This window comes from Pseudonocardia kujensis (assembly GCF_021283305.1).
GTDB lineage: Bacteria > Actinomycetota > Actinomycetes > Mycobacteriales > Pseudonocardiaceae > Pseudonocardia > Pseudonocardia kujensis.
The window spans coordinates 35,399-48,306 of the sequence record NZ_JAJSOK010000023.1 but is presented as its reverse complement, the minus strand read 5'-3'; the positions used below and the strand labels follow the sequence as shown (position 1 = coordinate 48,306).

The 12,908-nt window shown below is 72.3% G+C and carries 13 protein-coding genes; all 13 read left to right on the top strand.

Features of this window, described 5'->3' with window-relative positions:
• Positions 1-380 precede the first annotated feature (380 nt).
• The gene (locus LWC35_RS17860; protein WP_232871283.1) at positions 381-1,313 is read left to right on the top strand and encodes a ketopantoate reductase family protein; all 933 of its coding nucleotides are present in this window, start codon (positions 381-383) and stop codon (positions 1,311-1,313) included.
• Positions 1,314-1,331: 18 nt separating this feature from the next.
• Positions 1,332-2,540, top strand: coding sequence for a CaiB/BaiF CoA transferase family protein (locus LWC35_RS17855; protein ID WP_232871282.1), 1,209 nt, complete (start codon positions 1,332-1,334; stop codon positions 2,538-2,540).
• A gap of 1 nt (position 2,541) precedes the next feature.
• Positions 2,542-3,516: an HpcH/HpaI aldolase/citrate lyase family protein gene (locus tag LWC35_RS17850; RefSeq protein WP_308194576.1), complete on the top strand. Its 975-nt coding sequence runs from the start codon at positions 2,542-2,544 to the stop codon at positions 3,514-3,516.
• Positions 3,517-3,541: 25 nt separating this feature from the next.
• A complete protein-coding gene (locus LWC35_RS17845; RefSeq protein WP_232871280.1) occupies positions 3,542-4,399 on the top strand; it encodes a 3-hydroxybutyryl-CoA dehydrogenase in 858 nt (285 codons plus the stop codon).
• A gap of 41 nt (positions 4,400-4,440) precedes the next feature.
• Positions 4,441-5,628 carry a 3-isopropylmalate dehydrogenase gene (locus tag LWC35_RS17840; protein WP_232871279.1) on the top strand — a complete coding sequence of 396 codons (1,188 nt, stop codon included), beginning with the start codon at positions 4,441-4,443 and terminating at the stop codon, positions 5,626-5,628.
• A 292-nt stretch (positions 5,629-5,920) separates the two neighbouring features.
• Entirely contained in the window at positions 5,921-6,787 is an 867-nt protein-coding gene (locus tag LWC35_RS17835; protein WP_232871278.1) for an LLM class F420-dependent oxidoreductase, read from the top strand.
• A 70-nt stretch (positions 6,788-6,857) separates the two neighbouring features.
• Positions 6,858-7,778 carry an alpha/beta fold hydrolase gene (locus LWC35_RS17830; protein WP_232871277.1) on the top strand — a complete coding sequence of 307 codons (921 nt, stop codon included), beginning with the start codon at positions 6,858-6,860 and terminating at the stop codon, positions 7,776-7,778.
• A gap of 46 nt (positions 7,779-7,824) precedes the next feature.
• A complete protein-coding gene (locus LWC35_RS17825; protein WP_232871276.1) occupies positions 7,825-8,523 on the top strand; it encodes a Crp/Fnr family transcriptional regulator in 699 nt (232 codons plus the stop codon).
• Positions 8,520-9,431 (top strand): alpha/beta hydrolase, encoded by a 912-nt coding sequence (locus LWC35_RS17820; protein ID WP_232871275.1) that lies wholly within the window; start codon positions 8,520-8,522, stop codon positions 9,429-9,431. The genes LWC35_RS17825 and LWC35_RS17820 overlap by 4 nt, the downstream gene beginning before the upstream one ends.
• Complete coding sequence (locus LWC35_RS17815) at positions 9,432-10,610, top strand: CaiB/BaiF CoA transferase family protein (RefSeq protein ID WP_232871274.1); 1,179 nt, start codon at positions 9,432-9,434, stop codon at positions 10,608-10,610.
• A complete protein-coding gene (locus LWC35_RS17810) occupies positions 10,607-11,239 on the top strand; it encodes an enoyl-CoA hydratase/isomerase family protein (RefSeq protein WP_232871273.1) in 633 nt (210 codons plus the stop codon). Before LWC35_RS17815 ends, LWC35_RS17810 begins: the two co-directional genes overlap by 4 nt.
• A gap of 4 nt (positions 11,240-11,243) precedes the next feature.
• The gene (locus LWC35_RS17805) at positions 11,244-12,029 is read left to right on the top strand and encodes an SDR family NAD(P)-dependent oxidoreductase (protein ID WP_232871272.1); all 786 of its coding nucleotides are present in this window, start codon (positions 11,244-11,246) and stop codon (positions 12,027-12,029) included.
• Between the two features lie 11 nt (positions 12,030-12,040).
• On the top strand, positions 12,041-12,835 hold the full coding sequence (locus LWC35_RS17800) for an SDR family NAD(P)-dependent oxidoreductase (protein WP_232871271.1): 795 nt from the start codon (positions 12,041-12,043) through the stop codon (positions 12,833-12,835).
• The last annotated feature ends 73 nt before the right edge of the window (positions 12,836-12,908 follow it).

Genomic DNA, 12,908 nt, shown 5'->3' with positions numbered 1-12,908 from the left:
TGTGGCCGTCCGCGGTGGGCGGACTTTGCCAGATCTTGCGTTTTCGCAGCGTCTCTCGTGCTGAGACGCGGCGTACGTCGCACTTGACGCGAGGTGGCGAGGAAAGGCATCCTCGCTGTCAGCGAGAGCTGGTCTGACCAGCTTGGCCACGGTGCGGCACGCCGAGTGCGAGCCGCGCGAGGAGCGCTGGTGGGCTCGAAGAGGAGCTGTGTGTGTCGCGGAGCGGGATCCGAGCCCGATGGGGCCGGAGCGGGCGGCGATCTCCTCGCCCCCGGCGTCGCCAGGTGGAGCCGGCACGGCCGCGGACCCCGTGTCGTCTCCGACAGCCCTCGCCCGGTCCCCCATCCGATGCAGGGAACTCCACGAGAGGAACCGACCACGTGAGCAAGATCGCCATCGTCGGCACGGGAGCGATGGGTTCGGTGTACGCCGGGCTCCTCGCCTCGGCCGGGAACGAGGTCTGGGCCGTCGACACCTGGGCCGACCACATCGACGCCATCCGTCGCAACGGCCTGCGCGTCGAGGGAGCGAGCGGCGACCGCGTCACGCACCCGCACGCGACCACGGACGCGGCGGAGGCCGGGCAGTGCGATCTCGTCGTCATCGCCACGAAGGCCCGCGACGTCGTCGAGGCCGCGACGGCGGCCAAGCCGCTCGTCGGTGCCGACACCGTCGTGCTGACGATCCAGAACGGGCTGGGCAGCGCGGAGCGGATCGCCGGGGCCCTCGGCGACGGCCGAGGTGTGGCGGTCGGCATCGTGGGCGGCTTCGGCGCGTCCATCCCCGAGCCGGGCCATGTGCGGCACGAGGGCTGGGAGATGCTCCACATGGGTCAGCTCGACGGCCCGGTGACCCCCGAACTCGAGGCCGTCGCCTCGGTCTGGTCCGACGCCGGATTCCGGGTGTCCACCTACGACGACATCGAGCTCATGGTGTGGGAGAAGTTCCTCTGCAACGTGTGCTACTCCGGAACGTGCGCGGTCACCGGTCTGACGATCGGCGAGGTGATCGAGGATCCCCACGCCTGGCGCATCGCGTCCGGCTGCGCCACCGAGGCGTGGGAGGTCGGGCGGGCCCTGGGTGTCCCCCTCGCCATCGAGGACCCGGTCGACTACGTGCGGAGGTTCGGATCCACCATCCCGCACGCCCGTCCGTCGATGCTGCTCGACGTCCTCGCCGGGCGGCTCAGCGAGATCGACGTCATCAACGGGGCGGTCCCCGAGCAGGCCGCCCGCGCCGGTCTGCGGGCGCCCTTCAACGAGGTCGTGACCGCGCTCGTGCGCCAGCGCGAGTCCCGACTGCTGCCGGCCTGACCGAAGAGGAGAACGGACATGAGCACTGCTGCCACCCCCCGGTCCCTGGCCGGCCTCCGAGTCATCGACGCCGCCTCGCTGGCCGCGGGCCCGCTGGTGGCCACCTGGCTCGGCGAGCTCGGCGCCGAGGTGATCAAGATCGAGCAGCCGGCGGGCGGGGACGCCGTCCGCCAGTGGGGCGCCCAGAAGGACGGCGTCGGTCTGATGTGGAAGAGCCTGGGCCGCAACAAGAAGTCGGTGACGCTCAACCTCCGGGAGGAGCGCGGCCGCGACATCCTGCGCGGGCTGGCCCGCGGCGCCGATGTCCTGATCATGAACCTGCGTCCGTCCACGATGACGCGGTGGGGCATCGACTACGAGGCGATGGCCGCGGAGAACCCGAGCCTGGTGATGGTCCACATCACCGGCTTCGGCGCAGGCGGCCCGAAGTCCGACTACCCGGGCTTCGGGACGCTGGGTGAGGCGATGAGTGGGTTCGCCCACATGACCGGACACCCCGACGGCCCGCCGACGCTCCCGTCGTTCATGCTCGGGGACGGTGTCGCCGCGCTCAACGCGACCTACGCCGTCCTCGCCGCCCTCTACCACCGGGACGTGCACGGGGGCGCCGGACAGCTGATCGACGTCAACCTCATCGAGCCCCTCGCCCGGCTCCTCGAACAGCCGGTGCTGACCTACGACCAGCTCGGCGTCGTCCCCATGCGCAGCGGCAACCGCTGGGACATCTCGGCCCCCCGCAACACCTACCGCACCAAGGACGACCGCTGGCTGGCCATGTCCGGCAGCGCGCCGTCGATCGCCATGCGTGCGCTGCGCGCCGTCGGGCGGGCCGACCTGACCACGGACCCGCGCTTCGCCGAGGCGCAGCAGCGGCTCAAGAACGCGGCCGAGATCGACAAGGTGATCGCCGACTGGGTCGCCGAGCACACCCTCGACGAGGCGATGGCGGTGTTCGAGGAGGCGCAGGTCGCCGCTGCTCCCGTCTACGACGCCGAGCAACTGCTCGACGACCCGCAGCTCAAGGCCCGCAACGTGTACCGCCGCATCCCCGATCCCGAGCTCGGCCACATGACCGTGCAGGGGCCGGTGCCGATGCTCACCGCGACCCCCGGTCGGGTCGACCACCTCGGCCCCTCGCTCGGCGAGCACACCGACGAGGTCCTGGCCGACCTCCTCGAGCTCACCGACACCGACCTGAAGTCCCTGCGCGAAGACGGAGTGATCTGACGTGGCACGACCTGCCCGGCCGGACCGATCGGCCCGCCCTGCCCGCCCGCGCCGTTCCGAGCTGGCGACACCCGCCAGCAACGAGTGGATGTTCGCCAAGGCCGCCGCCTCCGACGCCGACCTCGTCTTCCTCGATCTCGAGGACGCCTGTGCCCCGGCGGAGCGGGAGGCCGCCCGCGGCAAGGCGGCCAAGGCCCTCCGTGAGCTCGACTGGGGCCGCACGCTGCGCGCGATCCGTATGAACGCGATCGACACCCGCTGGGCGTACGGCGACGTCATCGAGACCGTGACCGAGGCCCGCGAGGCCCTCGACGTGATCATCGTGCCGAAGGTGCGCCGCGCGCGTGACGTCTGGTGGGTCGACACCCTGCTCACGCAGCTGGAGGAGACCCTCGGCCTGACCAAGCGCATCGCCCTCGAGGTGCTGATCGAGGAGACCGAGGGTCTGGAGAACGTCGGCGAGATCGCCCGCGCCAGCGACCGGCTCGAGGCGATCATCTTCGGTGCAGGCGACTTCTCCGCGTCGCAGGGCGCTCGAGTCGACACCAACTTCGACCCGGTCGTCGACTACCCCGGGGACATGTGGCACTACGCCCGCGCCCGGGTCGTCGTCGCGGCCCGATCGGCCGGCGTCGACGCCATCGACGCGCCCTTCCCGAACTTCCGTGACCCCGAGGCCTACCGGATCGCCTCGGAGCGCGCCGCGGCGATGGGCTACGTCGGGAAGTGGGCGATCCACCCCAGCCAGGTCGCGCTCGCGAACACCGCCTTCGCCCCCACCCAGGACGAGATCGAGCACGCCCGCCGCGTCGTGGCCGCCTACCGCGAGGCGGAGGCAACCGGCCGGGGCGCGACGAGTGTCGACGGGATGCTCGTCGATGCCGCTCACCTGCGGCATGCCGAGACCGTCACCCGGACCGCCGAACTGGTGAACCGGACCGCCGAACTGGTCAAGGCCAGAGCCGTCGCCGGCTGACCGACCACGCCAGAGGAGACGATCCATGCACGATGTCGGAGTGGTCGGCTGCGGTCTCATGGGGGCCGGCATCGCCGAAGTCGCCGCCCGGGCCGAGTGTCCGGTCACCGTCGTGGAGTCCGACGACGATCGCGCCCGCGCCGGGCTGGGACGCATCGAGTCCTCGCTCCGCCGGGCCGAGAAACGGGGAAGGATCGGCTCCGCCGACGAGGTGCTGGACCGAATCACCGTCAGCACCGACCTCGAGGCCCTCGCCGACCGCACCCTCGTCGTCGAGGCCATCGCGGAGTCGGAGAAGGCCAAGGTCCGCCTGTTCGGCGACCTGGACAGGATCGTGAAGAGCGACACGGCGGTGCTCGCGTCCAACACCTCGTCGATCCCCATCATGAAGCTCGCGGTGGCGACCCGACGGCCGGAGCAGGTCCTCGGGGTGCACTTCTTCAACCCGGTCCCGGTCCTCTCGCTCGTCGAGCTCGTGCCCAGCCTGCTGACCTCGACCGACACCGTGGCACTCGCCCGGGGCTTCGTCGAGGACACCCTCGGGAAGAAGGCGATCGACTGCCAGGACCGCGCGGGATTCGTGGTCAACGCCTTGATCGTCCCGTTCGTCCTCTCGGCGATCCGCATGTTGGAGTCCGGTTTCGCCAGCGCAGAGGACATCGACGAGGGCCTCGTGCGCGGATGCGCGCATCCGCAGGGCCCGCTCCGGCTGGCGGATCTGATCGGGCTCGACACCACCGAGGCCATCGCCGACTCGCTCTACGCGGAGTTCAAGGAGCCGCTGTACGCCCCGCCGCCGCTGCTCGCCCGGATGGTCGAGGCCGGCCTCCTCGGTCGAAAGAGCGGACGTGGCTTCTACACCTACGAGCCGGTCGCTGGGTAGGCGATCGCGGCGCCGCAGAGAGAACCGAGGAAGGGACGTTCATGCGTGTTCACAGTCTCGCCGTCATCGGCGGCGACGGCATCGGACCCGATGTCGTCGCCGCAGCGTTGGACGGTGTACGCGCCGCTGAACGCCGCTTCGGGTTCTCCATCAGCACCACGGAGTACGAACTGGGTGCCGAGAAATACCTCGAGACCGGTGTCGTGCTCGACGAGGAGACCATCGCCCGGCTCCGCCGGCACGATGCGATCCTGCTCGGGGCGGTCGGAGATCCGCGAGTGACTCCGGGCATCCTCGAGCACGGCCTCGTCGTGGCGCTGCGCGTCGCGTTCCGCCAGTCGGTCAACATCCGTCCGGTCCGGCTGTACCCGGGGGTGCAGAGTCCGGTGACCGGTGTGCGACCCGAGAACTGCGACGTCGTGATCATCAGGGAGAACACCGAGGGCCCGTACACCGGCGGTGGCACGACGATGCACGCGGGCACCGCCGAGGCCGTCGCGACCCAGAACTCGGTCACGACCGCGGCCGCGACCACGGAGGCCGTGGAGTTCGCCTTCCGCCTCGCAGCGGCCCGCCGAGGACGGCTCACGCTCTGCCACAAGAAGAACGTCCTCACCCACGCCGGGCGGATCTGGAACGACATCGTGGAGGAGGTCGGCGTCCGCCACCCCCGCGTGGCCCACGACTACGTCCATGCCGACGCCATGTGCCAGCACCTTCTGCTGGACCCCGGACGTTTCGACGTCGTCGTCACCGACAACCTCTTCGGCGACATCATCAGCGACCTCGGGGCCGTCCTCCAGGGTGGCCTGGGCGTCGCGGCGAGTGCCAACCACAACCCGTCCGGGAGCGCCCCGAGCATGTTCGAGCCGGTCCACGGGTCTGCACCGGACATCGCCGGTAGGGGATGGGCGAACCCGGCAGCGGCGGTCCTGTCGGCGGCGATGTGTCTGTCCACCCTGGGCGAGTCGGAGGCAGCACTCGCGCTCGAAGCAGCCGTCGCGTCCGTCCTCGCCGAGCTGCCGACCCTCGCGGGTCCAGGAATGGGAGTGAGCACCGCCGAGATCGGCAGGAGGATCGCGGACCGTGTCGGGACGGCCGACGTGGGCGACGAAGGCAATCCCGGCGCCTCCGTGATGAGCGCGCTCGCCGGTCTCTCCCACGACCCCGGAAGGACGGGGCGCGGGCGTGTGGGCCCTGGCCGACCACGACCTCAGGTTCAGGTGTGAAGGAGACGAGCACCAGCGGGCCTCTGACCGGCGTGGAGCCACTCGTGGTGCGAAACCCTGCGCGTGGTGCGAGTTGCGGAGGCGGGAGAGCGGTATCACCTCAGCGTTGTCTCTGGTAGGAGGCACCGTTCACGCTGCGCAGCCGTGAGCGTCGGGCTGCCTGCGAGCGGGCGAACCCTCCCCTGCACGCGCACCCGGTCGTGGTGAGTCTCCGGATCCAGGTCACATTCTCTGCGGCCTCGAGCAGGGAGGATGCGTTCGGTCAGTCGCCGAAGGGGAGGCAGCGTCGCCCATGAAGATCGGTCTGCAGGTCTCGGACTTCACCGTTCCCGGCGGTCCGCCCGCGCTCGCGGCGGACCTGCGGAGGGTGGCCGTGGCCGCCGAGGACGCAGGGTTCGCGCGGCTCGCGGTGGCGGACCACCTCTGGCAGATCCCGGCGAACGGGTCCGCGGAGAGCGAGATGCTCGAGGCGTACACGACGTTGGGTTACCTCGCGGCCTGCACGTCCCGGGTGGAGCTGCTGACCTGGGTCAGCGCGGTGATGTTCCGCCAGCCCGCGCTGCTCGCCAAGTGCGTGACGACGTTGGACGTGCTGAGCGGCGGGCGGGCCTGGCTGGGCGTCGGCGCGGGCTGGTACGCCGAGGAGGCGCGCGGGTTGGGCCTGCCCTTCCCACCGACGGCCGAGCGGTTCGACCGGCTGGAGGAGACGCTGCAGATCTGCCTGCAGATGTGGTCGGACGAGGACAAGCCCTACTCGGGTCGGCACTACACCCTCGAGCGGACGCTCAACGTGCCGCAACCCCTCCGTCGCCCCCCGATCCTGGTGGCGGGCGGGGGTGAGCGGCGGACGCTGCGCCTCGTCGCGCAGTATGCGGACGCCTGCAACCTGTTCGCCTCGCCGGAACTCGGGCGGAAGCTGGACGTGCTCCGCGAGCACTGCGCGGCCGTGGGGCGGGACTACGACGAGATCGAGAAGACCGTCGTCCTGCCGATGGATCCCGGACCGGGCGGCGAGCACGTCGACGCGCTGCTCACGGAGCTGGAACGGCTTGCGGGACTGGGCTTCGCGCACGCGCACACCCGTGTCGCGGGGGCGACCGGGATCGCGCCCCTGGAGCTGTTCGGCGAACGGGTCATCCCCGCAGCAGCGGCCTTCTGACCGCACTCGGGTCACAGACCCGGCCGCGGGACCCGGCGAGCATGGGTGTCGACCAGGAAGGGGCATCGACGTGGATGCAGCAGAGCAGCGGCGGACGGTCGTCACCACTGACGGTGTGCGGCTGGCGGTGGCCGAGACCGGGCGGGGCGCCCCGGTCGTGTTCCTCCACGAGTACGCGGGGGACCAGCGCAGCTGGGCCGGGCAGGTCGCGGACCTTGCGGCCGACCACCGTTGCGTGACCATCGCGGCGCGCGGCTACCTGCCCTCGGAGGTGCCCGCCGATCCGGCGGCGTACTCCTGGGAGCGCGCCGTCGACGACGTCGTGGCCGTGCTCGACGCGCTCGGGCTGGAGAGCGCCCACGTTGTGGGGCTGTCGATGGGCGGCTACACGGCCCTGCAGCTGGGGCTGCGCCACCGGGACCGGGTGCGCTCGATCCTCGCCGCGAGCGTCGGGTCGGGCTCCGACCCGGCGACGCGCCCGGCGTACCTGGCCGAGACCGAGATCGTGGCCGCCGAACTGCGCGCTCGCGGGGCGGACTTCGTGGGGCGGCGGATGGCCGAGGGGCCCAGCCGCGTGCAGCTCAGAGCGGCCGACCCGGCGGCGTGGGACGAGATGGTCGCGCAGTTCGCCGAGCACTCCGTCGAGGGACTGGCGAACACGATCGTCGAGGTCCAGGGCCGGCGGCCCTCCCTGCACGACCTCGTCGACGACCTCGCCCGGCTCCCGGTGCCGCTGCTCGTCGTGGTCGGGGACGAGGACGAGGCCTGCCTCTCGACGGGCCTGCTGCTCAAGCGGACCGTTCCCGCCTGCGGGCTGGCCGTGCTCCCGAACAGCGGGCACGTGCCGAACCTGGAGGACCCGCGGCGCTTCACCGACCTCGTCCGCTGGTTCCAGGGCCTTGTGCAGGCGGGCGCCTGGCCGGAACGGGACCCGCGGTCCAGGGCCGTCTTGCAATTCGACCTCGAGGGGACCGAGTCTCTTGCTGGGTAGCGGCGTCCTCGTCGGGAGGATCCCTGGGGACGAGGCGAGGTGTGCGATGAACCCGCGGGCGCTGGAGGCGTGGTCGAAGAGCTTCCTGGCCGGTCAGGACACCGAGATCAGGGACGCGCTGCTCGGCGACAGCCGGGTCGTGTGCTATCCCGCCGGAGCGGTCGTCTGCAGGGCGAACGAGGACTACCGCGTGGCGCTGATCCACAGTGGCCGGATCCGGGCGGCCATCACGTCCTGGGACGGGCGCGAGGTCACCACCCGGTACATGACCGTCGGGCAGATCACCGCCGTGCCCGCCATGCTCACCGACGGTGCGCCGGCGTCGTTGCACGCGGTCACGACGAGCGAGGTGTCGGTGCTGAACCCGGCCACCTTCCGGCGCCTCATGCACAAGCACCCGGAGCTGAGCTACCAGGTGGCCGTCTACCTGGCCGAGTCCACCTACGAGACGGTGGCCTACTACGAGGACAACCTGTTCGGGTCCGTGCAGCAGCGGGTGAGCAGGCACCTCCTGGAGATGGCGAACCCGACCGCCGAGGGCCTGCTCGTGCAGACGGACCAGACCGAGCTGGCCAACGCGATCGGCTCGGTGCGGGAGGTCGTGGCCCGGGCGCTGAAGAAGCTGGGGGACACCGGGGCGATCCGCCGCTCGCGGCGGCAGATCTGGATCGAGGACCCGGGCCTGCTGCGGTCGCTGGCGTCGAGCCCGCTGGGGGGCTGGACGCGGGACGGGGGGCCGGGGTGAGCTCGTACGCGCTGGACCACGAGTTGCGGGCGGCCGCCGCCGCGCTGCCCCGCATCGACCGGACGAACGTCGCGGAGGCGCGGCGGATCACCGCGAGCCACGATCCCGGGGTGCCCGAGGGCGTGACGGTCGTCGAGCACACCGTCCCGAGCTCCGACGGTCACGCCGTCCGGCTGCGGGTGTACCGGCCGGACCGCCGCGCGCGCGAGGGCGTGATCTACCACGTGCACGGCGGCGGGTTCATCCTCGGCGACCTCGACTCCGGCCATCTCCGGAACGCGGAGATCGCACGGGAGGTGGGGGCGATGGTGGTCTCCGTCGACTACCGGCTGGCCCCCGAATGCCCTTTCCCGACGCCGGTCGAGGACGTCTTCGCGGGCCTCGCCTGGGTTCACCGGCACCTCGGTGGCGCGATCGTCCTGCACGGCGTGAGCGCCGGTGGCGCGCTGGCGGCCGGCGCTGTGCTGCTGGCCCGCGACCGCGGCGGGCCGCCGGTCCGCGGCCAGTTCCTCGTCTCTCCCGTCATCGACGACCGGCTCACGACGGACAGCAGCCGCCGCTTCACCGACACCCCCGCGCTCACCCGCCGCGACCTGGAGATCTGCTGGTCCGCCTACCTCGGGTCGGTGACGCCGGGCAGTGCGGCGGTGTCGCCGTACGCCGCCCCCGCGCGGGCGGCCGACCTCACCGGACTGCCCCGCACCTGCGTCTCGGTGGCGGAGTTCGACCCGCTGCGGGACGAGGCGATCGACTTCGCCCGGGCCCTCCTGGTGGCCGGGATCCCCGTCGAACTGCACCTGTTCCCGGGGACCTACCACGGCTCGCTCGCGGTCCCGGATGCCGCGGTGAGCGACCGTCAACGCACAGAGGAGATCACCGTGCTGCGCACCATGCTGGGAGAACGGTAGATGGGGGACTTCCTGAGCGGGGTCCGGGTGCTGGACGTCACCGGTGCTCTCGCCGGCCCCTACTGCACGACGATCCTCTCGGACCTGGGCGCCGAGGTGATCAAGGTCGAGCCGGTCGAGGGGGACTCGCTCCGCCGACGTCTCGTGGGGGTGGAGCAGACCCCGCTGCCCTTCGACCTGATCCACCGCAACAAGCGCAGCCTCGCCGTGGACATCAAGTCCGAGCGGGGACGCGACGTCGTGAGAGCCCTCGCCGCGCGCTCGGACGTCCTGGTCGAGAACTTCCGGGTCGGTGCCCTCGCCCGCCAGAACCTGTCCTACGAGGACCTCAAGGACGACTGCCCGGATCTCGTCTACTGCTCGATCTCCGGGTTCGGCCAGTTCGGGCCGATGCGGGACGCCAAGGGCATCGACCTGGTCGCACAGGCCTACGGGGGTCTGCTGAGCGTCACCGGGAGCACGAGCGGCGAGCTCGCCAAGGCCGGCTATCCGATCGGCGACCTCGGGACCGGGATGTGGGGTGCGATCGGGGTGCTCGCGGCGCTGCTGCGCGCCCGCGCCGGGCACGGCGGGGCACACATCGACGTCTCGCTCGCGGACACCATCGCCGGGTGGTCCGTGTGGGAGGTCGCCGACTTCGTCGGGAGCGGCACCGCACCCGGTCCGCTCGGGACCGCGCACCGCCTCACCGCGCCCTACGAGGCCTTCACCTGCGAGGACGGCGAGACGCTCGTGATCGGCGCGACCGAACGGTCCTGGAAGGACCTGTGCGGCGTACTCGGGATCGACCTCTCCGGCGACTCGCGGTTCGAGGGCGAGTACGCCCGGTTCCTCCATCGCGCGGAGCTCGCCGACCTCCTGCAGGAGCGGTTCGGCACCGCACCCCGCGACCTGTGGATCGAGCGGCTGCGCGAGGCGGGAGTCCCCTGCGGACCGGTCAACGACGTCCCCGGGATGCTCGCGGACGCCCAGTACGCCGCGCGGGAGATGTTCCCCAGCGACGTCGCGCGGTTCGGCCAGCGGCGCATCGTGAACACCCCGCTCGTCGCCGACGGCGCCCCGCGCGCCCATCGGAGGGCCCCGGCCGTCGGGGAGGACACTGCGGCCCTGCTGCAGGAGATCGGGTACGGAGCCGGGGACATCGAGGCCCTGTGCCGGGACCACGTGGTGGGCGTGTGATCGGGTTCGAGATCACCGACGGAGTGGCTCGGCTGACGCTCGACCGACCCGCCAAACGGAACGCCCTGACCGCGGAGATGTGGGTGACACTGCGCGGGCACCTCGACTCGCTCGAGACCAGGGACGTCGTCGCCGTCGTGCTGCGGGGCGCCGCGGGGAGCTTCTCGGCGGGCGCGGACCTGGGCGAGCTGCGGATCCCGGACCCCGAGTACGTCGGCGGCGTCCAGGAACTGGCCGAGGCCACGGTGCTGCGGCTGCGCGACCTCGCTCCGCCGACGGTCGCCGAGATCGACGGCCCCTGCTTCGGCGCGGGCGCCAGCCTCGCCCTGGCGTGTGACCTGCGAATCTGCACACCGCGATCGCGGTTCGGCATCCCGTCGCTGCGCCACGGGATCGTCTACGAGCCCGTCCACGTGCAACGGCTCGTGCAGGTGGTGGGGCCCGGGGTGGCCGCCCTGCTGCTCTACGGCGGGGAGACCTGGAGCGGGGAGGAGGCTGTGCGCCACGGGCTGGCGGACCGCTGTGCCGACGACGTCACGGGGGCCGTCGAGCGGATCCTGGCCGGGCTGCGGGACGCGCCCCGCGCGGCCGTCGTCGCGACGGCGGCGGCGCTGCGGGCCGGGGCGTAGGCCCGTGGACCTGCATCTCCGCGGCGCCCGCGTCATCGTGACGGGCGGATCGAGCGGCTTGGGCCTGGCCGTGGCGCGCGGGCTGGTCGAGGAAGGGGCACGGGTGGCCCTCGCCGCCCGGGACCCCCGCAGGCTCCGCGCCGCGGCCGACGGCCTGTCCGGCTCGGTGCTCGCGATCCCCACCGACACCACCGACGACACCGCCGTACGGTCCATGGTGGACGAGGTCGTGGCGACCTGGGGCGGGGTCGACGTCCTGGTCAACGCCGCCGCCGAGCCCTCCACCGCCGCGCCGCCCGCCCTGGCCGACCTGACCGACGACGAGGTCCGCCGCGATCTCGACACCAAGGTCCTGGGATACCTGCGCTGCGCGCGGGCGGTGGCGCCCCACATGACCGCGCAGGGCCGCGGCCGGATCGTCAATGTCTCCGGCCTCAACGCCCGGCGCACCGGCTCGATCCCCGGCACCGTCCGCAACGTCGCCGTGGCCGCGCTGACCGCCAACCTGGCCGACGAGCTCGGTCCGGCGGGCGTCGGGGTCACCGTGGTGCACCCCGGCCTCGTCGAGACCGAGCGCGTCCACGCGCTGGTCGCCGCCCGCACCGCGGCCACGGGGCACACCGCCGAGGAGGTGCGGGCGGACCTCGCCGCCGGCACCAGCCTGCGTCGGCTCGTCACCCCGGAGGAGGTCGCGGCGGTCGTCGTCTTCCTCTGCTCCCCGAGAGCGGCCGGGGTGACCGGGGACGCCGTCGTCGTCGCGGGAGGGAACCGCGGCGCCGTCCACTACTGAAGGAGAGAACGATGGACTTCACCGGCAAGGTCGCGCTGGTCACCGGCGGCGGCAGCGGCATCGGGCGGGCGGCCTGCGTGGCGTTCGCGCGCCACGGTGCCGCGGTGGTCGTGGTCGACCGGGACGCGGCGGCGGCCGAGGCGACGGCCGAGACCGTGCTGGAGGCGGGGGCCAAGGCGCTCGCGGTGCGCGCGGACGTCGGCGACTCCGCCCAGGTGCAGGCCTACGTGCGGACGGCGGTCGAGGAGTTCGGCCGGATCGACTGCTTCTTCAACAACGCCGGGATCGGCGGCACGGTGGCGCCGGTCGCCGAGTACGACGAGGCGGATTTCGCCGCGGTGCTGGCGGTGAACGTCACCGGTGTGTTCCTGGGCCTGCGGTACGTCCTGCCCGTGATGATCTCCCAGGGCTGCGGCGCGGTGGTGAACACGGCCTCGGTGGCGGGCCTCATCGCCACCCCCGGTGCGTCGGCGTACGTCGCGTCGAAGCACGCCGTGATCGGGCTGACGAAGACGGCGGCAGGCGAGGTCGCGCGGCAGGGGATCCGGGTCAACGCCGTGTGCCCCGGCCCGGTCGACACCGACGCGATGTGCCGCCTCGAGGAGCAGATCGCACCGGACGACCCCGCAGGGCTCACCGCGCGGAACCGGGCCGCGCAGCCCACCGGCCGCTACAGCACGCCGGACGAGGTCGCCAACGTCGTCCTCTTCCTCTGCTCGGACCTGGCCTCCAACACGACCGGTGCCCAGTACGTGGTCGACGGCGGCCGCAGCGCGACCGGAACCGCCACCCCGAGCAGGGGATAGACCGCCGGATCCAGGTCACAGTCACGGCCGCCGCGCGCGGCCAGACTTGGCGACACCGACACTCACCGGGCCC

Coding starts and splice junctions, on each gene's coding strand:
- LWC35_RS17845 (WP_232871280.1), top strand. CDS start 3,542: ATGCACGATGTCGGAGTGGTCGGCTGCGGTCTCATGGGGGCCGGCATC.
- LWC35_RS17840 (WP_232871279.1), top strand. CDS start 4,441: ATGCGTGTTCACAGTCTCGCCGTCATCGGCGGCGACGGCATCGGACCC.
- LWC35_RS17825 (WP_232871276.1), top strand. CDS start 7,825: ATGAACCCGCGGGCGCTGGAGGCGTGGTCGAAGAGCTTCCTGGCCGGT.
- LWC35_RS17835 (WP_232871278.1), top strand. CDS start 5,921: ATGAAGATCGGTCTGCAGGTCTCGGACTTCACCGTTCCCGGCGGTCCG.
- LWC35_RS17800 (WP_232871271.1), top strand. CDS start 12,041: ATGGACTTCACCGGCAAGGTCGCGCTGGTCACCGGCGGCGGCAGCGGC.
- LWC35_RS17855 (WP_232871282.1), top strand. CDS start 1,332: ATGAGCACTGCTGCCACCCCCCGGTCCCTGGCCGGCCTCCGAGTCATC.
- LWC35_RS17815 (WP_232871274.1), top strand. CDS start 9,432: ATGGGGGACTTCCTGAGCGGGGTCCGGGTGCTGGACGTCACCGGTGCT.